This is a genomic window from Quisquiliibacterium sp. (assembly GCF_982640115.1).
This window is the reverse complement of the sequence record NZ_CEXFHW010000051.1, coordinates 1-21,122: the sequence shown is the minus strand read 5'-3', so window position 1 is coordinate 21,122 and position 21,122 is coordinate 1. Positions and strand designations below refer to the sequence as shown.

Annotated in this window: 18 protein-coding genes; all 18 read right to left on the bottom strand. The window is 69.4% G+C overall.

Annotated elements, in window-relative coordinates:
• Positions 1-657: hypothetical protein (locus tag AC2H6A_RS07960; RefSeq protein ID WP_484272625.1), on the bottom strand; the 657-nt coding region annotated here is incomplete at its 3' end.
• A gap of 20 nt (positions 658-677) precedes the next feature.
• Positions 678-1,280 (bottom strand): GNAT family N-acetyltransferase, encoded by a 603-nt coding sequence (locus AC2H6A_RS07955; RefSeq protein ID WP_484272624.1) that lies wholly within the window; start codon positions 1,278-1,280, stop codon positions 678-680.
• An 8-nt stretch (positions 1,281-1,288) separates the two neighbouring features.
• Complete coding sequence (locus AC2H6A_RS07950; RefSeq protein ID WP_484272623.1) at positions 1,289-2,593, bottom strand: DegT/DnrJ/EryC1/StrS family aminotransferase; 1,305 nt, start codon at positions 2,591-2,593, stop codon at positions 1,289-1,291.
• A gap of 18 nt (positions 2,594-2,611) precedes the next feature.
• Positions 2,612-3,625 (bottom strand): Gfo/Idh/MocA family protein, encoded by a 1,014-nt coding sequence (locus AC2H6A_RS07945; RefSeq protein WP_484272622.1) that lies wholly within the window; start codon positions 3,623-3,625, stop codon positions 2,612-2,614.
• A 1-nt stretch (position 3,626) separates the two neighbouring features.
• On the bottom strand, positions 3,627-5,012 hold the full coding sequence (locus AC2H6A_RS07940; protein ID WP_484272621.1) for an amidase: 1,386 nt from the start codon (positions 5,010-5,012) through the stop codon (positions 3,627-3,629).
• A gap of 5 nt (positions 5,013-5,017) precedes the next feature.
• Complete coding sequence (locus tag AC2H6A_RS07935) at positions 5,018-6,283, bottom strand: N-acetyl sugar amidotransferase (protein WP_484272620.1); 1,266 nt, start codon at positions 6,281-6,283, stop codon at positions 5,018-5,020.
• A gap of 84 nt (positions 6,284-6,367) precedes the next feature.
• On the bottom strand, positions 6,368-7,048 hold the full coding sequence (gene pseF / locus AC2H6A_RS07930; RefSeq protein WP_484272619.1) for a pseudaminic acid cytidylyltransferase: 681 nt from the start codon (positions 7,046-7,048) through the stop codon (positions 6,368-6,370).
• Positions 7,045-7,596, bottom strand: a complete 552-nt coding sequence (locus AC2H6A_RS07925; protein WP_484272618.1) for a GNAT family N-acetyltransferase — start codon at positions 7,594-7,596, stop codon at positions 7,045-7,047. The genes pseF and AC2H6A_RS07925 overlap by 4 nt, the downstream gene beginning before the upstream one ends.
• The gene (locus AC2H6A_RS07920; RefSeq protein ID WP_484272617.1) at positions 7,593-8,741 is read right to left on the bottom strand and encodes an N-acetylneuraminate synthase family protein; all 1,149 of its coding nucleotides are present in this window, start codon (positions 8,739-8,741) and stop codon (positions 7,593-7,595) included. The genes AC2H6A_RS07925 and AC2H6A_RS07920 overlap by 4 nt, the downstream gene beginning before the upstream one ends.
• Positions 8,728-9,612, bottom strand: a complete 885-nt coding sequence (locus AC2H6A_RS07915; protein WP_484272616.1) for an SDR family oxidoreductase — start codon at positions 9,610-9,612, stop codon at positions 8,728-8,730. The genes AC2H6A_RS07920 and AC2H6A_RS07915 overlap by 14 nt, the downstream gene beginning before the upstream one ends.
• Before the next feature lie 8 nt (positions 9,613-9,620).
• A complete protein-coding gene (pseB, locus tag AC2H6A_RS07910) occupies positions 9,621-10,640 on the bottom strand; it encodes a UDP-N-acetylglucosamine 4,6-dehydratase (inverting) (protein WP_484272615.1) in 1,020 nt (339 codons plus the stop codon).
• Positions 10,634-12,403, bottom strand: coding sequence for a hypothetical protein (locus AC2H6A_RS07905; protein WP_484272614.1), 1,770 nt, complete (start codon positions 12,401-12,403; stop codon positions 10,634-10,636). Before AC2H6A_RS07905 ends, pseB begins: the two co-directional genes overlap by 7 nt.
• Positions 12,400-13,932, bottom strand: coding sequence for a class I SAM-dependent methyltransferase (locus tag AC2H6A_RS07900; protein WP_484272613.1), 1,533 nt, complete (start codon positions 13,930-13,932; stop codon positions 12,400-12,402). The genes AC2H6A_RS07905 and AC2H6A_RS07900 overlap by 4 nt, the downstream gene beginning before the upstream one ends.
• Before the next feature lie 52 nt (positions 13,933-13,984).
• Positions 13,985-15,928: an O-linked N-acetylglucosamine transferase, SPINDLY family protein gene (locus tag AC2H6A_RS07895; RefSeq protein ID WP_484272612.1), complete on the bottom strand. Its 1,944-nt coding sequence runs from the start codon at positions 15,926-15,928 to the stop codon at positions 13,985-13,987.
• A gap of 266 nt (positions 15,929-16,194) precedes the next feature.
• Positions 16,195-18,051: an O-linked N-acetylglucosamine transferase, SPINDLY family protein gene (locus AC2H6A_RS07890; RefSeq protein ID WP_484272611.1), complete on the bottom strand. Its 1,857-nt coding sequence runs from the start codon at positions 18,049-18,051 to the stop codon at positions 16,195-16,197.
• Between the two features lie 196 nt (positions 18,052-18,247).
• Entirely contained in the window at positions 18,248-19,756 is a 1,509-nt protein-coding gene (gene mgtE / locus AC2H6A_RS07885) for a magnesium transporter (RefSeq protein WP_484272610.1), read from the bottom strand.
• 177 nt (positions 19,757-19,933) lie between these two features.
• Complete coding sequence (gene mtgA, locus AC2H6A_RS07880) at positions 19,934-20,617, bottom strand: monofunctional biosynthetic peptidoglycan transglycosylase (RefSeq protein WP_484272609.1); 684 nt, start codon at positions 20,615-20,617, stop codon at positions 19,934-19,936.
• 81 nt (positions 20,618-20,698) lie between these two features.
• A partial coding sequence (locus AC2H6A_RS07875; RefSeq protein WP_484272608.1) for a shikimate dehydrogenase family protein occupies positions 20,699-21,122 on the bottom strand: 424 nt, incomplete at its 5' end.

The window sequence follows — 21,122 nt, the reverse complement described above, 5'->3', positions numbered from 1 at the left end:
GAACCACTCGAGCGCCTCCCATTCATCGACGCCTGGCGACTCGCCCAGCGCGGCCCCGGCGCGCGCCGTGGGCGCGAGCACATACAGCACGCTGCCATCGCCCGGCGCCGGACCGATCCGTGCGCACTGCTCCGCGAGATAACGGTTGTCCCACTGATGCACCGGCAGACCCGGCAGCACCGCGCGCGCGAGTGCCGCGGCATGATCATCGGTCACCCAGAGCTCATCGGGCAGGCAGTGCGTGCCGGCGCGCTCGAAGCGCTGCGGATAGTTGACCCAGTGATCGAGCACCGCCACCGAGCGCACACCGGCCTCGCGGGCGAGCTGGCGTGCGCGATGCTCCAGGTCGCTCGCCCAGCCAGTGCCGCTGACCAGAAGCGCGCTGCCGGCCAGAGCCGCGTCAAGACCGGCGGCGAGCGGCCGATCGCCGAAGCGGCGCTCCCAGGCAATCCGCGCCGGGCCGGTCATGACCGCGCGCACCGCCGGACAGTCATCGAGCCAGGGCAGGATCAGATTCGCGCCGCCGGCATCGTGACAGGCCACGGCGATCGGCAGCGCCGGCCAGCGCGGTGCGTGCTCGAGGCTGGCTTGCGGGCTGGCGCCGATCGGCATCGCGCCCCCGGGCGTGACTGTGTCGGTCAGGCCAGCGGTGCGCATGCCGGGTGGCGACGCCCGCTTCAGGCGACGAAGCGGGCGAAGAGGTGCATGTCCACCGCCAGCCCCTCCACCCGCTCCTGCGCCCGACGCACCGCTTCCAGGCTGAAGCCGGCGCGCTGCGCCACCCGGATCATGCCGTGGTTGCAGGCCAGGGTTCCCGCGGTGAGCTTGTGCAGGCCGGGGTTGCCGGCCAGCCAGTCGGCGAGGGTGCGAAAGGCATCCAGACCGACGCCCTGGCCCCACACCGTACGCTCGCCGATCAGGATCCCGATGTCGGCCGTGCCGTGATGGGGATTGCGATAGGCAGTGAGCGTCCCCACCCGCCGCTCGCCGGCGGGTCCGGGCAGGCGCACGCTGACGAACAGGTTCGGGGTGCCGGCGAAGCTGCCGAGATAGCGCTGACAGCTCTCGCGCGAGTGGCGCACGAAGCGCTGGTTCGAAAAGCGCACCACCGCCGGGTCGCACAGCCAGCCGAGGTATGCGGCATCGATGTCGTCGGCCGTGAACGGGCGCAGCAGCACCGAGCCACCGCGCAGGACAGGCATCGCCGGCAGGGCGTCAATCGCCCTCGGAGCCGTGACCGGCGGCGTGGCTGGCGCGTCGTGCAGGACAGGGACAGCCATGGTGCCCCTCAGGCCGCCAGCGGCATGGCCGCCCGCAGAGCGGGCAGGTGCGCCCAGACCTTGTGGAAGGCCGTGACGACGCGTTCGATGTCGGCGGGCGCGTGGGCGAACTGGCCGAGCGCCAGGCCGAGGAAGGTGCGGCCGTGCAGCTCCTCGGCGACCGGGCACAGGCCGGGCCCGTAGTGCACCGGGCTTTCGCCCGCCGCGCCGCGCCAGGGGAAGCCGCCGGTGCCGTAGGCGATGCGCTGCCGGAACATCGGCAGCAGATGCAGGTTCTGGTAGCTGCCAACCAGGCCAGGCACCCCTTCGGCACGCAGTGCCTCGAGGATCACCGAGCGCTCGACGCCGAGCCGCACCGGATCGAGCTGGAGGCCGTAGATGTAGTACGCGTGCGTGTTGCCCGGCAGCACCGCCGGCGGGGTCAGACCGGGAAGACTGCCAAGACCGGCATCGAGCAGGGCGGCGGCACGCTGGCGCGCGGCAACCCGGGCGTCGAGATGGCCGAGCTGCACCGAGGCGATCGCCGCCTCGATCTCGCCGAGGCGGAAGTTGAAGCCGAGCAGGTTGGCCAGGTCTTCGGGGCGGTCGCTGTCGATCACCGCCTCGGCATGATTGCGGATGAGCGCCGCGCGACGGGCCAGGCGGTCGTCATTGGTGACGATCACCCCGCCCTCGCCGCAATGGATGTGCTTGTGGTAGTTCAGGCTGTAGCCGCCGATGTCGGCAAGCGTCCCGGCCGGGGCGCCATGGTGGAAGGCGCCCGGCGCCTGTGCGGTGTCACCGAGCAGACGCAGACCGTGCCGATCGCAGATGCGACGCAGGGCGGTCATGTCGGCGCTCTGGCCGAAGATGTCCACCGCGATCACCGCTCGGGTGCGCGGCGTGATCAGCTTCTCGACGCTGGCCGGATCGATGTTGAAGGTCGCCCGGTCGATGTCGGCAAAGACCGGGATGCCCGCCCAATGCAGCACCGCCGTCGCGGTGGCGGCCATCGTCCAGGGCGTGGTGATCACCTCGTCACCCGGCTCGAGTCCGATTGCGCCCACCGCGCAGACCAGGCCCGACGTCCAGGAATTGACGGCGATGGCATGGCGCACACCGAAGTGCCGAGCCCACATCGCCTCGAAGGCGCGGACGCGGGCGCCGCCCATGAAGGCCTCACCCGGCGCACCGATGTAGCCGGAGAGCACGCCACCGCGGATCACCTCGCTGGCGGCCTGCACATCGCGCTCGTCGAGCAACGGCGGGTGCGTCATGGGTTCGTCGATGACGGGTCGGCCGCCAAGCAGGGCCAGGGTATCGGTGTCTGCCATCGGAAAATCTCCGTGTTGTCAGTGCATGGAGTGGCGCTGCGGCGCGGCGCGGCGACGCATCTGGTCGCACAGGGCCTGCGCCAAGAGCGCGGATTCGCCGGTGCTGGCCGGCACATGACCGTCGGCCAGGCAGGCGAGCAGATCATCGGCTGCGCGGGCTGCCGCCTGCAGGTACTCGCCGGGGCGGCGTTCGCCCTCGTCGAGCACCCGATAACCGTTGAAGTGCGGGCTGTCGATCACCCGCCGGACACGCCACTGCAGTCCGCCGTCCTCGATCGCGATCAGGCCGCGCTCGGTGATGATCTGCAGTTCGAAGACCGCATAGTCGCGGGCGTCGGCCACCACGAGCTGGGCCGGCACGCCCTGCTCGGAGACCAGCATCGCCGGCACGCTGGGATCGTCGGGCCAGTGATCGTGGATCGCCGGACCGGCGTGGGCCAGCCGCATCGGTCCGAGCAGCAGATGCAGCAGATCGACGAGGTGACTGCCGTTGTTCAGCACGCCCTTGTTGTAGGTGCCGCAGACCGAGCGCACGGCGCCCCAGACGCCGGTGCGCAACTGCTCGGCAAGCCGGCGCACATCGGGCGCCCAGCGCCGGCTGTGATTGACCGCCAGCGTGACACCGGCACGGCGGCAGGCCCGAACCATCGCGCGGGCCTGCGCCAGCGTGGGCGCCAGTGGCTTCTCGCAGAAGACGATTCGCGGCCTGCCCGCGAGCACTGCCTGGAGATGCTCCGGATGCAGCGCCGTGGGCGAACAGATGCTGACGATATCGAAGGGACCGTCAGCGAGGGCCTGAGCCACCTCGGCATGGCCATGGCGCACGCCCCAGCGGCGCATGAACGCCGCACGCCGCTCGACATCAGGCTCGACGCAGGCCGCAATCTCGCAGCGCGGATCGCGCGAGAATGCGCCCGCATGGGTGAGCGGCGGCATTGCCGCGTCGCGCCCGGCATCGAAGCCGCCGGCGATGTTGCCGCAACCGATGACGAGCAGCCGGAACGCAGCCGCGGATTCGCCGCGCGAGGACATGTCAGGCTGCCGCGAGCTCGGCGGCCGGGCTCGACGCACGCTGTGCGCAGTGCCCCGATGCCGGCAGGAAGCCGCGCGCCACCGCCTCGGTCACGAAACGCAGCAGGAGCGGGTCGTTGTAGCGCCGGGCGACGATCTGCAGTCCGAAGGGCAGCCCCTCCGGACTGCGGAACGCCGGCGCGCTCAGGCTCGGCACCTGGGCGAGGGTCCAGATCAGCGCCGAGTCGGGGGCCTCGGGCACATGGCGCAGCGGCGCCTCGCCGGCGGTGGACAGCGTGACCATCACATCGAAGCCGCGTGCGAAGCGCTCGACCGCCCGGGCGATCTCGACCTGGCGATCGAGCGCATCGGTGTAAGCCTGCGGGCTGATCGTCTGGCCGAGCTCGATCAGTGCGCGCATCACCGGCGAGACCAGTTCGGCCTGACGGAACTCGGCCTGGAAATAGTAGGCGAGTGCACGGTTGTAGATGGTGGCGTGGATCTCGTGACTCTCGGCGAGGATCTCCGGCAGCGCAGCCTCGGTGACATCGAAGCGCGGATCGGCGTCGAGCCGCCGGACCCAGGCATCGATCGCGCTGCGGGCATGGGCCGGTGCGTGCGGCCAGACATGCGGCCGCACGAAGGCGACCCGCCACGGCCGCTCGGCGGGCGCCGCCTGGCGGGCCTCGTCGCCAAGCGCGGCATGGCTGATCGGGAAGTTGCGGCCGTGCACACGCAGGGCATCGAACATGACGGCGAGATCGGCGGCGTGCCCGGTGAAGAAACCGACCGTATCCAGACTGTCGGTGGTCTTGAGCATGCCGGTGCGCGGGATCAGGCCGAACGAGGGCTTCATGCCGTAGACGCCGCAGAAGCTCGCTGGCCGGATGATGCTGCCTGCCGTCTGGGTGCCTAGCGCAGCGGGCACCATGCCGGTGGCCACCGCGACCGCCGAGCCGCTGCTGCTCGTGCCCGGGGTGCGATCGAGCGCCCATGGGTTCAGCGTCTTGCCCAGGGTGTGCACGGCGAACTCGGCCGTCACCGTCTTGCCCGCGACCAGACCGCCCGCACGCTTGAGGTTGAACACCGCTCGGGCGTCATTACCCGGGGTGAAGCCCGACCAGAGCGGACTGCCCATCTCGGTGGGCAGGTCGGCGGTGTTGAAGATGTCCTTCACGCCGACCGGGATGGCCTCCAGCGCCCGCAGCGGCTCGCCGCGGGCCAGTCGCTGCGCGGCCTCGGTGGCCGCCTGCCGCAGCCGGGCAGGATCGAAACCTGCCCAGGCGCCCAGCGCCGACTCCTGCCGGGAAACCTGAGCGATGCAGTGCTCGGCGATGTCGGCCGGCGTGATGCGCAGCGCGGCGATCTCGTCGTGCAGCCGCGCGATGTCGTGGGTGCGGAAGTCCATGCGGGTCAACCCTCCCGGGCACTCTGGAAGCGGCGCTGCAGCTGCTGCGGGTACGGAAGCAGCTCCTCCTCGTTGCGGGCGGGCTTGGGGTAGATCGGGATCACCGTGCGGGCGAGTTCCGGCCGGCGGTGCTTCTCGAGGGTGCTGAAGAACTCCTCCTCGGTCATGCCGGTGATCTTGAGGTAGTAGTCCAGGCCCTCGGGCCGGACGCCGTCGTTGCGCGCGATCAGGTCCCAGGCCTCGTCCCGGCTGAGCAGGCCGGCGCGGACATCGACGCTGGCATGGAAGCTCGCACGCCCGTAGCCGCGCTTCACATAGCAGGCCAGATCGTGGACCCCGGGCATGATGCACTCGGCGCTCTTGTAGCGCTTGAAGCTGCCCTCGACCTGGGTCTCGCGCCAGCCGTAGTTGTCGCGCACGAACTCGGTCTGGCGTTCGTCGTCCCAGAAGATGTAGTCGCCGAGGTGGATGCCCATCACGCCAACGCGTTCGCAATCCTCGACGCTGGGCACATTGAACGGGTAGAGATCGCGCTCGCTGACATCGTCGCGCACCATCTGGTCGGGGCGCAGCTTGGCGCTGACCTTGGTGAAGTACTCGCGGTCGAACTTGCGCACCGGATTCAGGTACGAGGCCCTGCCGGAACTCTCGGCGATGCTCTCGCCCCAGATCAGCAACGGGATGTTGAAGCGCACCGCCGCCTGCAGCGGGAAGGCGCCAACCCCGGCATGGCAGTGCCAGCAGGCATCGCCGATACCGGCAAGGGAGTGCTTCGCGAGCCGGTTCACGAGCGACCGGTTCGGCGTGAACATCACATGGTCGACATTGAACTGCTCGAGCGAGTTCTGCAGGTTGTACCAGCCCGTCTCGCTGAACCAGTTGTGGCTGAAGGTCACCGCCAGCGGCTTCATGCCGTAGACCTTGGTCAGCACATGCAGCTGGAAGGTGCTGTCCTTGCCGCCGCTGATCGGGATGATGCAGTCGTAGTTGTTGCCCGCCTTCGAGCGGGCCTCGTCGAGGATGCCGCGCAGCACGCGCTCACGGGCGGTCCAGTCGATGTGGATCTTCTGTTCGGCGCTCTGGCAGGCCTGGCACACGCCGAGCTCGTCGAAGATCACGCCTTCCTGGGTCTGCGGGATGCAGCAGCGCACGCAGTAACGCAGGGCCGGGAACGGCTTGCCGGCGGGCAGGTCGTCGTCGACCGGGGCGTCAACCAGCCGCGTGAAGGCGCCGAGGGCGCGGCCCTCCCGGGATCGGGTCTCTGTGTTCATCATCGGGCTCCATCGAAGGTCGCCCGAGTGTGCCCCCGTGCCGCTCGGCCGGAACGCCGGAAAAGCGGGGCTGCAGCCGACAGTTCAGAGCGCGCGTGCGATCAGCTCGGCGCGTGCCCAGTCGTCAGGGGTGTCGATGTCGACCACCCGATAGCCGGGAATCTCGTAGCCATGACCGTTCGAGTGCATGCGCAGACCACTCGTCCAGGCCTGGGTGCGCCCCCAGTAGAACTGACCGGCATCGAAGTAGCACACCGGCAGGTCCTGGGTCCGCGTGAGTTCGAACTCGGGGTGGACGAAGCGCATGGGCCCCGCCTCGGGGCGCAGCATCGACCGCCAGGGAGAACTGTGGAATCGCACGACCGGATAGACATAGTCGGCGCCAGACTCGCGCATCAGCGCGTGGGCGCCGATCAGGTCCTCGGCGCGCAGCAGCGGCACGCAGGGATAGATGCAGCAGACCGCCTGCGGATCATGTCCCTGGTCGACCAGCCACTGCGCCGCATGGCCGATCACCGGCACGGTGACGGTCTGGTCGTCGGCGAGGTTGACCGGCCGCCGGAACGGCACGCTCGCACCGAACGCCTGCGCCACCTCGGCGATCTCGTCGTCATCGGTGCTGACGATGACATCCTCGAACAGACCGCTTTCGCGCGCAGCGGCGATCGCGTAGGCGATCATCGGCTTGCCGTCGAACAGCTTGATGTTCTTGCGCGGGATCCGCTTGCTGCCGCCGCGCGCGGGGATGATGGCGAATTGGCTCATCGGGCACTTCCGGGAAAGGCCGGCCGGGGGTCGCCCGCCAGCAGGCTGAAGAACAGGGAGTCATGCCAGGCGCCCTCGGCCCAGTGGGTCTGCCGATGCCGGCCTTCCAGCGTGAACCCCAGGGCGCTCAGGAAGCCGGTCTTGGGGAGGTCGAAGCCGTAGATCTCGGTCCACAAGCGGTTCAGGCCGAGTTCGTCGAAGCCATAGCCGATCATCGCGATCGCCGCATCCGGGGCGAAGACCGTGTCGATGTACGCGTCGTTGGCGCCAATGTAGATCGAGAAGTCGGCGGTGCGGTTCACCCAGTCGATGTAGCACAGACCACACGCCCCGAGCAGGCGGCCATCGACGAGCGACTCGATCGCGAACATGCGGGTGGCGGGGTCGTTGTTGACCCGGGTGTCGAACCACGCGCGCTGCTGCACGGCATTGAGCTCGCGGTACTCGCGGAAGTAACGCCGCAGGCGGGGATCGTTGCGCCAGGCCAGCAGCGTGCCAAGATCGCGCTCCTCGATGGCGCGCAGGCCGGTGAGCCGCCCGCAGATCATGCCGTGACCGGCTCGCCCGCCGGCGAAGGCATCGGCGCGGCCGAGAGCACGCCCACGGCGCCGGAAACGCCGTCCGCGCAGCCGAGCACCAGCGCCTCACCGGCTTCGCAGGCGCGAGCGAGCCGCCCGCCGATGGCCCGCGGCAGATCATCGGGGCGCATCGCACCCACCGGCGCCGGACGCAGCATCTCGAGATCCTCGGCGCGCAGCACATGTCCGGCCGGCAGGGCGCGACGCACGCGGATGCAGCGCTGCTGCAGCACGACGGTTTCGCGCTCATTGGCCTCGACCCGCTTGATGCCGTCGCCGAGCGCCGCCTCGAGCTCGCGGCTGCGATCGACCATCTCGCGCCAGGTGGCGGGGGTCATCGAGAAGCCGTGGTCGGGACCTTCGCGCCGGGTGTCGTCGGTGAAGTGCTTCTCGATCACCCGGGCGCCGAGCGCGATCGCGCCAAGCACCGTGGCATGGCCCGGGGAGTGATCGGACAGGCCGAGGACGGCTGCGGGATAGCGCGTCGCATAGGCCTTGAGCACATTGAGATTGATGAAGCGGAAGTTCTCGAGCGAGCCGGTGTAGTTGGTGTTGCATTGCATCAGCACCAGCCGCGGATTGACCGACAGCACGGCCTCGACAGCGCGATCGACGTCGGTCAGCGTGCTGGCGCCACTGGCCAGCAGCACCGGCTTGCCGGTGCGTGCGATGCGGGCGATGAAGTCGGTCCAGGTGATGTCGCCGGAACCGATCTTCCAGGCCCGCACCAGCGGCCCGACCGACTCGACCGCATCGAGATCGTAGGGGGTGGTCATGAAGTCGATGCCAGCCTCGCGCGCGGTGGCGGCGAGCTCCTCGTTCCAGCGCCGATCAAGTTCGTAGGCACGGTAGACATCGAAAACCGGACGGTTCCAGCGCGACTGGTGGCCCAGGGCTCCGGCGAGCGAGCGAAAGCCATGGTCGCTCACGATCTGCTCGGCCTTGAAGTGCTGGAACTTTGCGCACTGCGCGCCCGCTTCGCGGGCATGCCATATCAACGCCTTGGCGCGGGCAAGGTCGCCGTCGTGGTTGGCAGCGATGTCGGCGATGAAATACGCCGGCTGGTTGGCATGAAACGACAGTTCGCCGACGGATCCGGCGTCAGGTTGTGACATGGGGAGTCTCCTCGAAGCAGACAGCGAGCGCCTGGATCACCTCGGCAGTGTCCGGCAGGCAGCGGCCGAGCAGTCGCTCGGCCAGGCTGACATCCAGGCCCATGGAATCGGCCCGCGCAAGACCACCGGCCGGGCGCGCCATCGGCCGCACCAGCGAGGGATCGTGGCCGGCGGCTCGGGCAAAACGGGTGATGAAGTCGGCCTTGGAGCAGGGCTGGCGGGAACCGATGTTCACCAGACCGCGCGCATCGGCCTCGAGCAGATCGAGCATCAGCGCAGCGCTCTGGCCAACCTCCAGGCTGGATGCCCAGACATCGGTGTAACCGGCGATCGGCTCGCCCGCGGCAAGCGTGCCGGCCATCCACTCGGCAAAGCTCGGCCGACCCGGCCAGCCGCGACGACCGACGATATTGCAGCGAACCACCAGTGCCGAGGCGCTGGACAGTGCCGCGCGCTCGCCGGTGAACTTGCTGCGGGCGTATTCATTGACCAGCGCAACATCGGCATGCTCGTCGTGGCGGGCCGCACCGTTGCCGCAGAAATAGTGATCGGTGGAGACCTGAAGCCAGCGCAGGCCCCGATCATCGGCCCAGCGGGCGAGCATCGCCGGCAGCCCTGCATGCAGCCGCCAGGCCTGCACCGGATCGGCCGCGCAGGCCGAGAGATCGGTCTGCGCCGCGGCATTGACGAGCAGGTCGGGACGGTGCCAGTCGAGATAGGCGGCGAGCAGCCGCTCGTCGTCGATCGCGGCGAAGTCCACGCCGGTGGCCCGGCTCATGCCGACCGCGCGCCAGCCCCGCTGCGCGCAGGCAGCCGACATGGCCTGGCCAAGCAGACCGCTGGCACCCAGGATCAGCACCGTCGTGGTCATCGCCGTGCTCAGTGGTGAACGGTGTCGGGCTTCTCGACATGCCGCTCGATCAGCGCGCGCAGCTGCGGCACGCTGAGGAAATCGGTGTTCGAGCCGCTGTCGTAGCTGAACCCCGGCTCGACCCGGCTGGCCCCCATGCGGCGGCAGTAGTCTTCAACGCTGTACTCGCCGTGGCCCGAGGGCAGGATCGCGTAGTACCGACCCAGGTCGACGGTGTTCAGGCTGTCGCTGGCGGTGATCATCTGCTCATGCAGCTTCTCGCCCGGCCGGATGCCAACCACCTGCTGGCGGGCGTGGGGAGCGACCGCCTCGGCAACATCGGTGATGCGGTAGGAGGGGATCTTGGGCACGAGGATCTCGCCGCCGAGCGCGTTCTCGATGCTCCAGAGCACCATCTCCACACCCTCCTGCAGGCTGATGTTGAAGCGGGTCATGTCCGGGTGCGTGATCGGCAGCTCGCCACTGCCGCGGCGATCGACGAAGTAGGGGATCACCGAGCCGCGGCTGCCCATCACGTTGCCGTAGCGGACCACCGAGAAGCGCAGGTCACGGTCGCCCCGGATGTTGTTGGCCGCCACGAACAGCTTGTCGGAGCACAGCTTGGTCGCGCCGTAGAGATTGATCGGCGCGGCGGCCTTGTCGGTCGAGAGCGCGACGACCCGCTGAACACCGGTATCCAGGCAGGCATCGATCAGGTTCTGGGCCCCGAGGATGTTGGTCTTGATGCACTCGAAGGGGTTGTACTCGGCGGCGGGCACCTGCTTGAGCGCAGCGGCGTGGATGACCACATCAACGCCCTCGACCGCCCGCTTGAGCCGGGCCGGGTCGCGCACATCACCGATGAAGTAGCGCAGCTGCGGATGAACGCGCGGCGACAGCTGATTGGCCATCTCGAACTGCTTGAGCTCGTCGCGCGAGAAGATCACGAGGCGTCGCACCTGAGGGTAGCGCTCGAGCACGGTGCGAACGAAGGCCTGACCGAAGGAGCCGGTGCCGCCGGTGATCAGGACGGATTTGTGGTTCAGCATGGGCGTGTGCCTTCCTGAAGGGTGAACAGGTGGTCGTGCGCATCGCGCGCCCGGTAGTCGACATCGGCCGACTGGCGGGCGGCGAACCGGCGATAACGATCGGGGTCTCGGGCGAGCTCACCCAGCATCGCGATCGCCGGGTCGGGATCGAGCATCGGGATGACACCCTGCTCGATCAGCGGGGTGCAGACCAGGTAATCGGTCGGCCAGCGCTGCGGACACACCTGCAGCACCGGACAACCCGAATCGAGGAACGGAGCGACCCCGGTGGTCGGCTCGCCGAACACGATGCACAGGTCGGCCGACTCGGCAAGCTCGTTGAGCGGCGTGCCGACATGGCGATTGATCGCCTCGGGCGGTTCGCCCAGAAAATTCGCGAGCACCCGCACCGCGGGAGAGCTCGGCTTGGGCCGCAGCACCAGCTCCAGGCCAAGCTCGCGGCACAGCGCGGTGAGCCGGCGATGAAAGTCGGCCAGCGCCGGCGCATCGACCTGGCTCAGGCCCTCGGTCTGCATCGCGTTGAGCATCAGGCACACCCTGCGCACATCGGCACGGGCCTTGCGCGCCGGGCCGGGCTGCATGCGTACCGCCCGGACCGGCACGGCCTGGCCCAGCACGGTACGGGCCACGGTGCCGTAGCCGGCGCGCTCGACGACGGTGACCTTCCTGCCGTGCGGAACCACCATCGAGGGGTGACCGGAGTGCGGCGCGACCGTGATCTCCATCCCGCCCCGATCGGCCACCGAGAAGAGCGGGCCGTTCAGGCCGACATCCTGGTCGGCCAGCAGCAGCCCGGGACGAAAGCCTTCCAGGCCATCGCGCAGCGCGAGATAGTTCAGCGCCTGCCAGCGGCAGCGCTGCGCCCAGTCATCGAGCTGCAGGCCGGCGCTGACCGGCTCGGGCAGCAGCGGGTTCAGCACCTCCGCGAGCACCTGCCTTGCCCGCTCGCAATAGCGCTCGGCCTGCGCGCGATCGGTCGCCGGCGCATCGGCCGGGGCGACCACCGGCGGATGGCCGCGATGCACGGGCACATCCCAGAAGGGGCTGGGCAGATCGAGCGTGTAGCCATGGGCGCGGGAAACCTCGGCCGCCAGCCAGTCGCGATCGTAGAAGCAGGTGGGCAGGTGGGTCACCAGCGACACCTTGCCATCGGCCATGGCGTGGCGCAGCCGGCGGCTCTCGAACACGAAGTTCAGCGGCGAAGGGCGGCGGTACATCACCTGGTCGTAACCGGCGACGAACACGAAGCGCTCGGGCGCGGCCGCGCGCACCAGTTCGGCGCTCAGGAAGGAGTCGAAGTACATCTGCTGGGTGAGCGAGGGGCGCAGCAGGCCGATCCGTGGCTCGTCGACCGTGTCGCGCAGACGCTCGCCGAGCTGCCTGGCCACCACCAGTCGCTGCAGCGCGAGGAAGAAGGGGCCGATGTCCCAGCCGCTCATGGCCACGCCGGGCCAGAGCTGCTCGCGCTCCCGGGTGAGACGCCGATCGAGCAGCGTGGCGAGCGCGAGCGCCTCGCTTGCCGCCTGCGCCTGGAAGTCCGGGCCCGTGTCCAGGCCGAGGAACTGCAGATTCGGCAAACCCTGCATCGCCGCTTCGTCGAGGAAGCCAGGGTCGATGAACAGAAGCCGGGTCGACGCGAAGCGACGCCGGGCCGCCGTGAGCGCGATCAGGTCGCTGTGCTGGAGCACGAGCAGAAGGTCGACCGACTGACCCTGCTCGGTTGCCTCACGCAGCCATTGCCCGGGAAGCAGCGGCGCGTTCATGAGGTGGCCGCCTCGACAGCGCGGGTCGCTTCGAAGCCGGCGACAGGAAGGCTGCGTGCGATCGCCGATTCGTCGTCGGGCAAGCGGATGCCCGGCTGCATCGCCTGCGCCAGCATCCGCTCCTGCGGCGTGGTCTCGATCTTGCGCAGCAGGACTCGCATGAACGCTGCCGATTCACGGGGGCAGTCGCGGGTTTCCATGTCGGCATAGGATGAACTGGCGATCTCGAAGCGATGCTCGTACCAGCCCAGGTACCAGAACCAGTCGGTGTAATAGACCCAGGAGTTCTCGTTCATCGCCCGCACATGGGTCGGGTCCTGCCAGGCGGTGCGAGCGTGCTCGTATGGCACTTCGATCACCATCTCGCCGCCGGTGCGCAGCAGCGCCAGGCAGTTGGTCATCAGGGTGGGCAGGTCGCCCACATGCTCGAGCACGTTGTTGGCGTTGATCGTGTCGAGCTGACCGGACGCCAGGGCCACGGCGCCCATGGTGGGGCTGTCAGCCAGCAGCGGCAGCGACAGCGGCGCGGACAGGTCGAGCACGAGGTCGGGTTGCGCGCGCTCGAGCACATCGACATTGAGCCAGCCGGTCTGGTAATCCTTGCCCGAGCCGAGGTTCAGCATGCTCGGCCGCCAGGGCCCGGCGATCCGGCTCTCGGCATGCACCTGGGCATAGCCGCCGGCGAAGGCCAGCACATCGGCATAGTCCTGCAGGGGGTCGCAGGCCGAGAAACGGGCAAGTCCGCTGCGCACCGCGTCGAAATAGGCCGGGGTGTTGAAACCGTGGCGGAAGAAGTCGTCGATCTCGTCATCGGGCAGCCACAGCACGCTGTCCTCGAAGGCCTCGTGAGGCTGCAGCCGCGGATGACGCTCCGAGATCACCGGCGTGCCGAGCGACAGGCAGTGGGCGACCCGGGACTGCTCCAGGCGGCAGGCCTCGTAGTAGTGAACATTGAGCACCGCCTTCGCATTGCGGATCACATCGTCGCGATCCTCGCCATAGAGCGGCGAGTTGAAGGCGGCGATGTTCCAGCCCGCCGCCTCGACCTGGCGCAGCCAGTTGGCGCGGCGCTCGTTGAGCGTGCCGATGAACAGCAGATCGATCGGCCGGTCCTCCAGCGGCACCGGCTCGGACGGCGTCAGGTAGGGTGCATGCAGGAAGGGCGCGACCGGCACATCGCCGACATCGCGGGCGTAGTGCGCGACATTGCCGGGGTCATAGTCAACCACCGCCGAGCCCTGCAGCAGCCGAAGGTAGGCCTCGCTCAGGGGCGCCGCGCCCGGGCCGGTCTGCTCGAGGTTGACGAAGATGCAGGTGTGGGTGTTGCGCAGAGCCGGGTCAAAGCCCATGTGGGCGCCGAACACGAAGTTGATCGCGTCATGACGCAGCCGGTTCTTGGCCATGCTCACCCGGGCCCCGAGTCGGCGGAACTGGAACCGGTAGTAGCGCGCCTGATCGAGCAGGGCCATCCAGTGCAGGTAGCCCGCGGGCTGGACGATGGTGAGGTGGATGTCGGGCAGGGGATTCATGGAAAGACCTTCGGTGCGTTGAGCGAAGACGAGTCCGGCAGCGGGCCCATCGTCAGGCGAGAGGATCGTCGGCCCAGAGCGGACCGGGTGGCAGGCCGTCACGATGACGCTGCGCCATGCGGCGATACAGCGCTTCGAGATCTCGGGCAAAACGCTCGCTGTCGAACAGCGGCGCGGACATGCGCCGGTCGGCAAGCCGCTGGCGGATGGCGCCCAGGCGGGCCGGGTCGCGCGCCAGCGCCAGCGCCAGCGCCTCGTACTCGTCCAGCGAATGGGTGATGAGTTCGGGGCAGTCCACCGCGCGCAGCAGGCTGGAGGCCACGCGTGAGGCGAAAGTCTGTCCCTGGCAGGTGAGCACCGGCAGGCCGGCCCACAGCGCATCGCTCGCGGTGGTGTGGGCGTTGCAGGGCAGCGTGTCGAGGAACAGGTCTGCGAGCTGCGCCCGCGCCAGGTGAAGCGCGGGGGCCGCCCAGGGCGCGAATACCAGCCGCGAGCGGTCGATGCCGCGGCGCTCGATCTCGCGAATCAGGTTGGTCGAAGCCTGGGGGTTGGACTCGAACAGCCACAGCACGCTGCCAGGCACCGCCTGGAGCAGACGACACCAGCGATCGAACACCGTCGGCACGATCTTGTAGTTGACATTGAAGCTGCAGAACACGAAGCCCTCGGGCGGCAGCCCGTAGAGCTCGCGCGGGCCACGGGGGCCGATCGCACGCTGCCGGTCGTTGGGCTGGTAGCTCCACGGCATCTGCGCGATCTGCTCGCTGAAATCGCCCTGTGCGCCTCGCGGGGTGACCACCGGGTCGCCGATGATGTAGTCGACGAAGGGGGCACCACAGGTGGCCGGGAAGCCCAGCCAGGTGGCCTGGACGGGTGCGGGCCGGTGGGCGAGCACCTGCATCCGGGTGTCGCGCGTGAAGCCCTTCAGATCGACCAGGATGTCGATGCCGTCGGCGCGCATCCTCCGGGCCAGTTCCAGATCGGACATCTCCAGCGCGTCCACCCAGTGCTCCGAGGACGCCTTCACCCGTTGCCGCCAGTGCGAACCGTCATCCAGGCCGTGCGAGTAGAGGAACACCTCGACCCGCTCGCGGTCGTGCCGCTCGAGCACTTCGGCGAGCAGCATCGGCGTGGCGTGCTGGTGAAAGTCGGCCGACAGGTAACCGATGCGCAGACGGTCATCGGGCCCGCCCGACAGGTGGGCCTTGCCGGGCAACGGCCGGGTCGGACCGAACTCTCGGGCGGCAGTGAAGCGCGCCACGCGCAACTGGTCCTGGGGCGTGCACTCGTGCACCAGCATGTTGAACGGCGGCACATCAGGGCTGTCGGTGCTGGCCAGTCGCGCGGCCAGTTCCCGCTCGTCTTCAGCCTGTGTCTCCCACCGGCAGGCGTACTGGTTCTGCATGATCAGCTGGCTGCGCGCCATCACGCTGTCGGGGTCGAGCGCCATCACCGTGCGCATGCACTCGGCGGCCTGCTCGTGCATCTGGATGCGCGCCAGCGCGCTCGACATGCGCAGGTGGGCCTGCACATGGGAGGGCTTGCAGGTGAACGACAGCATGAACTGGTGGATCGCGTCGCTGTAGCGCTCGAGCTTGTAGAGCGCCTCGCCATAGGCGCAGTGGTAGTCGTGATCGGTGACCGCGCTCGGCGCGAGCGCACCGTAGACCGCGACGGCATCGGCGAGTCGATTGGATTCGGCCAGCAGCGTGCCGCCGAACTTGCATGCGAGCAGGTTCGCCGGGTCGAGCGCGATCGCCTGGCGGATCGCGGCCTCGGCGCTGGCAATGTCGTTCTGCTTGCGGTGCGCCTGGGCCAGATTGATCCAGTAGAGCACCTCCCCGGGGCGGGTCCGGGTCGCGCGATTGAAATGGCGCGCGGCCTCCGCCCAGTGGCCATCCTGAAGCGCACGCACACCCTTGCGGTAATGCTGTTCGGCCTCGATCTCGCGCGTCATGGGCACCGGCAAGCCACGAGCGGCGGAGGGAATCGACAAGAAGGGCTGCTGGCGCATGGGCATGTCCTGCGGTGCACTGAAGAGGAGGGGGCGCCGATATCGGCAGCCCGCACCGCAGACTTTAGAGAAGCGGTCACCCCGCCAAGCGCGGAAAAGCCGGGGATCAGGCCGCCAGTTGGACTCGTGCCGCGGACGGCGACCGGCCATCGACCTGCGACGACCGACTGGCGGCGGCACGCCCTGCGAGCCGCCGCCAGCCGAGCCCGGGCATCAAGGACCGGGGTTCAGGACACGGTCCCGCAGGCTCAGACCGGCCCTGCGCCCGCAGCGAGGGTGGCCGGCGGCAGGCCCAGTCGGTGGCGCTCGGCCATCCTGAGGTAGAGCGATTCGAGATCGCGGGCAAAGCGCGCGCTGTCGAACAAGGGCACCTGCAGGCGGCTGTCGACGAGCCGCCGGCGGATCGCGGCCAGCCTGTCCGGCGAACAGGCCAGGGTCCGCGCCAGCGCCTCGTAATCGTCGAGCGAGCCGGCGATGAGTTCCTCGCAGCCCGCAGCGCGCAGCAGGCCGGCGGCAACCCGGGCGGCAAAGGTCTCCCCCAGGCAGGTAACCACCGGCAGGCCCACCCAGAGCGCGTCACTGGCCGTGGTGTGGGCGTTGTAGGGCATCGTGTCGAGAAAAAGGTCGGCTGCCATCAGCCGCGGCAGGTGCTGGTGCGGCGCCACGAATGGCGCGAAATGGATCCGCGCCGGATCGACGCCATGGCGGGCGGCTTCGCTGCGCAGGTTCGCCGTGGCCTGCGGGTTGGTCTCCAGGAGCCAGAGCACACTGCCCTCGACCGCGCACAGCAGGCGACACCAGCGCGCGAAAACCCGGGGCGTGATCTTGAAGCTGGCGTTGAAGCTGCAGAAGACGAACGCGTCCTGCGGCAACCCGAGGGCCGCGCGCGGCAGCGCATCGCCCAGGGGGCGCTGCCGGTCGTTCGGCTGATAGCTCCAGGGCATCTGCGCGATGCGCTCGGAGAACACATCCTGATCGGCCACCGGCGTGACCACGGGGTCGCCGATGAGGTAGTCGACGAAATCGGCGCCGCAGGTGCCCGGGAATCCCAGCCAGGTGACCTGGATCGGCGCCGCGCGCCGCGCGAGCACGCCGAGCCGGCCGTCGCGGGTGAAGCCCTTCAGGTCGACGAGGATGTCGATGTCGTCGGCACGGATGCGCCGCGCGAGGTCCGCATCGGCGTTCCGGGCGGCATCGATCCAGTGGCCGGCCAGCATCAATCGCCGCCGAAGCGGCGAGCCGTCATCGGGGCCGGTGGAGTAGAGGTGAACATCGAAGCGCTGCCGATCGTGCCGCTCGAGCACCTCGGTGATCAGCATGGCGGTGGCGTGCTGATGAAAATCGGCGGAAAGGTATCCGATGCGCAGCCGCTCGCCAGGCGCTCGAGGCGCCCGGCTCATGGGCGGCAGATCCCGAGGCCGGCCATGCATGCGCTCGGCGGCGACCCGCCCCGCCTTGAGCTGGTCCCGGGGTGTGCTCTCCAGTGACAGCAGGGTGAAGGGCGTGATGAAGTTGCCGGCATCCTCACGGACCATGCCCAGCAGCACCGCGAGGTCTTCATCGAGGGTGTCCCATCGACAGGCCTGCTGGTTCTGGTGGATGAGATTGCCCAGGAACTGCGCATTGCGCGGCTCCAGCACGAGTGCGGTACGGAAGCACTCGACCGCCTCCTGATGCAGTCGGATCCGCGAGAGCGTGTTCGCCAGCCGGACATGCGCCCACAGGTAGTCCGGCTTGCAGGTGAACGACAGCACGAACTGCTCGATCGCCTCCGGATAGCGTTCCAGGAACAGCAGCGACTCGCCGTACCCGCAGTGGTACTCGTGATCGCGCTCGGCCTGCGGCGCAAGTGCGCTGTAGACCGCGACGGCGTCGAGGTGTCGATGCTGCTCGGCGAGCAGCGCACCGGCGAGCTTGCAGGCGCTCAGGTTGCTCGGCTCGATCGTGAGGGCTTGTCGGGCTGCCGACTCCGCACCGGCGATGTCGTTGCGACCGCGCAGCAGCCGGGCCCGCTCGAGCCAGTGGCATGCCTGCTGCGCGCGGATCGAGACCGCGGGCAGGCCGGGCCTGGCCGCGAGGGGCGTTGACGGGGTGTGCAGTCGCATGGGCGTATCCGCGAGGCAGACATGACGGGGCCGGCCGCGCGCTGCGGCCTGAACGACGGACTCTAGGGAAGCGCGCGCGCCCGCAAACCCGGAAAAGACCGGGCACAGGCCGGCAGTTGGGCCGCGGCAGCCGCCTGCGGCCGGGCGTCCTGCATCACCGACCGCCGGTCGGCGGGATGCCGACCGCAGCCGCGCCTCAGCGGAACAGCAGCGAGGCCAGGCCCAGGAAGATGAAGAAACCCATGCTGTCGGTGCTGAAGGTGAGCAGCACCGAAGAGCCGAGCGCGGGGTCGCGGCCGGCGCGCTGCAGCCCCAGCGGGACCGCCATCGCGATCAGGGCGCCAAGCAGCAGGTTGAGGATCATGGCCAGGGTCATGGTCAGGCCGAGCAGCACGCCCTGCGGCGATTCGCTGTACAGCCACCAGGCGCACAGCCCCGCGATGCCGCCCCAGACCACGCCGTTCAGGCCGGCGATGGCCAGCTCCTTGACCACCAGACGGCGCGCATTGGCGGCATTGACCTGGCCGAGTGCGAGCGAGCGGATGAACAGGGTCATGGTCTGGTTGCCGGAGTTGCCGGCAATGCCGGCGACGATGGGCATGAGGGCGGCCAGCGCCACCACCTTCTCGATCACGCCCTCGAAGCCGCCGATCACCCGCGAGGCGAAGAACGCGGTGCACAGGTTGATCGCCAGCCACAGCCAGCGGTTCTTGGCCGAGCGCCAGACGCTGGAAAAGAGGTCTTCGTCCTCGCGCAGACCGGCCTGCGAGAGCAGATCGGCGTCGCCCTCCTCGCGGATGACATCGACCACCTCGGCCACGGTCAGGCGCCCGAGCAGACGGCCCTGGGGATCGGTGACCGGCGCGGAGATCAGGTCGTAGCGCTCGAAGGCCTGGGCGGCCTCGGACTGGCTGTCGAGCACCTGCAACGTGAGCACATCGCGGCGCATCACATCCATCACCATGACTTCCGGCTCGTTGGTGAGGAGGCTGTCCAGCGGCAGCGCCCCGCGCAGGATGTCGTCGCGGCCCACCACGAAGACCTGGTCGGTGTGATCGGGCAGGCGATCGAAGCGCCGCAGGTAACGCAGCACGGTCTCGAGGGTGACATCCTCGCGCACCGAGACCGCGTCGAAGTCCATGCGCGCGCCCACCGAGTCATCCGGATAGGACATCGCCGCGCGCAGCTGCTCGCGCTCCTCCAGCGAGAGCTGGCTGCGCACCTCCTCGACCACATCGGTGGGCAGGTCGGGGGCGAGGTCGGCGATCTCGTCGGCATCGAGCGATTCCACCGCGTCGACCAGCTCGTCGCGGTCCATCGACTCGATCAGGGTCTCGCGAACCGAGTCCGAGACCTCGAGCAGGATCTCGCCGTCGCGCTCGGCCTTGACCAGGTTCCAGACCGTCAGCCGCTCGTCGAGCGGCAGCGCCTCGAGGATGTAGGCGATATCGGCCGGGTGCATCGGCTCGAGCCGGTTGCGCAGCTCGGACTGCGCCTGCCGGTGCACCAGCGACTCCACCAGCTCCTGGCGGTCTGCATGCTCGCCGTGGCGCTGGCGGTGGGCCAGCTCGAAGACCACATGATGCCGGCGCAGCATCTCCTGGACCTCGATCAGCGCGCGCGAGGCCTCCTCCGGGTCGCGCGGCTGGCGAGCCGGCGGGGCGGCGGGCTCGCGGTCATCGGGCTGGATTTGCGGGTCGGCCATGGCCAGGGGAAGGGACTCGGGGAATGCCGGTCGACGCCGGGGGCGGCGCGGCAAACCGCGATTGTAGGCCCGCTGCATGGCACGGCGACGACGACGGCGCCCCGCGTCCGGTCAGGCAAGGGCCGGCCGGGTTGCTGGTCCGGCCGAGTTGCGCGTGGCCGCGCCCGCGGACCGCGCTCAGGGCGGCGTGATGTCGAGCGCCCAGCGCTGGATGGTGGCGCTTCGCCGCTCGAGATAGGCCGAGCTCCGGTTGCGGTCGTAGAAGCGCGGACGGGGCAGCATGGCCGCCATGCGCGCACCCTGCCCGGCCGAGAGCTGGGCGGCCGGCACGCCGAAGTGATGGCGCGCCCCTGCTTCGCAGCCGAACACGCCCTCGCCCCATTCGGCGACATTCAGGTAGAGCTCAAGGATGCGACGCTTGTCCATCAGCGCCTCGATCATGTAGGTGATCGCGATCTCCTGGGCCTTGCGCAGATAGCTGCGCTCGCCCGAGAGAAACAGATTCTTGGCGAGCTGCATGGTGATGGTGGAGCCGCCGCGCACGACCTTGCCCTTGCGGCGGTTGGCCTCGTGTGCGCGCTCGATCGCATCCCAGTCGACGCCCTCGTGCTCGGTGAAGTTGGCATCCTCGGAGGCGATCACCGCGCGCTTCAGGTTCACCGAGATGCGCTCGTAGGGCACCCACTGCTGGCGGATGACCAGACCCGGGCGCGCCTGCGCGAGCCGGTCGCGCTCGGCGCGCATGAAGGCGGTGTCGGTCGGGTTGAAGAACACCCACCAGCCCACCTGCGCCAGGAACCAGAGCTGCACGGCCAGCACCGCACCCACGAGCCCGACCACGGCCCACGCCAGCCAGCGCACGAGGCGCGCTGCCCAGGAACGGCGGGCAGGCCTGCGCCGGGCCGGGCGCCGCTTCACCACGGCAGGTTCACCACGGCGCCGTCACCGCGCGCCGATCGCCTCGCGCAGCCCGCGGTAGACCGGATCGGTGTCGGGCTGCACGCCGCGCCACAGGCGGAAAGACTCCGCCGCCTGCTCCACCAGCATGCCCAGGCCGTCGGCGCAGGCCCGCGCACCGGCCGTGGTCGCCTGGCGCAGGAACGGGGTGGCCTGGGCGCCATAGACCATGTCGTAGACGAAGGCGGCCCGGACGAACGCCGCCGCAGGCACCGGCAGGTCATGGCCCGCAAGACCCGCCGAGGTGGCGTTCACCAGCAGCACGCCCTCGGCCAGGGCCGGGTCGAGATCGGAAAAGCCGATGCCGCTGACCGGCGCCGGACCGAAGCGTTCGGCGAGTTGCACGGCGCGCGGCGCGGTGCGGTTCACGACCAGCACCCGCGAGGCGCCGGCCGCCAGCAGCGGCTGG

Coding starts and splice junctions, on each gene's coding strand:
- AC2H6A_RS07955 (WP_484272624.1), bottom strand. CDS start 1,280: ATGGCTGTCCCTGTCCTGCACGACGCGCCAGCCACGCCGCCGGTCACG.
- AC2H6A_RS07950 (WP_484272623.1), bottom strand. CDS start 2,593: ATGGCAGACACCGATACCCTGGCCCTGCTTGGCGGCCGACCCGTCATC.
- AC2H6A_RS07945 (WP_484272622.1), bottom strand. CDS start 3,625: ATGTCCTCGCGCGGCGAATCCGCGGCTGCGTTCCGGCTGCTCGTCATC.
- AC2H6A_RS07940 (WP_484272621.1), bottom strand. CDS start 5,012: ATGGACTTCCGCACCCACGACATCGCGCGGCTGCACGACGAGATCGCC.
- AC2H6A_RS07935 (WP_484272620.1), bottom strand. CDS start 6,283: ATGAACACAGAGACCCGATCCCGGGAGGGCCGCGCCCTCGGCGCCTTC.
- pseF (WP_484272619.1), bottom strand. CDS start 7,048: ATGAGCCAATTCGCCATCATCCCCGCGCGCGGCGGCAGCAAGCGGATC.
- AC2H6A_RS07925 (WP_484272618.1), bottom strand. CDS start 7,596: ATGATCTGCGGGCGGCTCACCGGCCTGCGCGCCATCGAGGAGCGCGAT.
- AC2H6A_RS07920 (WP_484272617.1), bottom strand. CDS start 8,741: ATGTCACAACCTGACGCCGGATCCGTCGGCGAACTGTCGTTTCATGCC.
- AC2H6A_RS07915 (WP_484272616.1), bottom strand. CDS start 9,612: ATGACCACGACGGTGCTGATCCTGGGTGCCAGCGGTCTGCTTGGCCAG.
- pseB (WP_484272615.1), bottom strand. CDS start 10,640: ATGCTGAACCACAAATCCGTCCTGATCACCGGCGGCACCGGCTCCTTC.
- AC2H6A_RS07905 (WP_484272614.1), bottom strand. CDS start 12,403: ATGAACGCGCCGCTGCTTCCCGGGCAATGGCTGCGTGAGGCAACCGAG.
- AC2H6A_RS07900 (WP_484272613.1), bottom strand. CDS start 13,932: ATGAATCCCCTGCCCGACATCCACCTCACCATCGTCCAGCCCGCGGGC.
- AC2H6A_RS07890 (WP_484272611.1), bottom strand. CDS start 18,051: ATGCGACTGCACACCCCGTCAACGCCCCTCGCGGCCAGGCCCGGCCTG.
- mgtE (WP_484272610.1), bottom strand. CDS start 19,756: ATGGCCGACCCGCAAATCCAGCCCGATGACCGCGAGCCCGCCGCCCCG.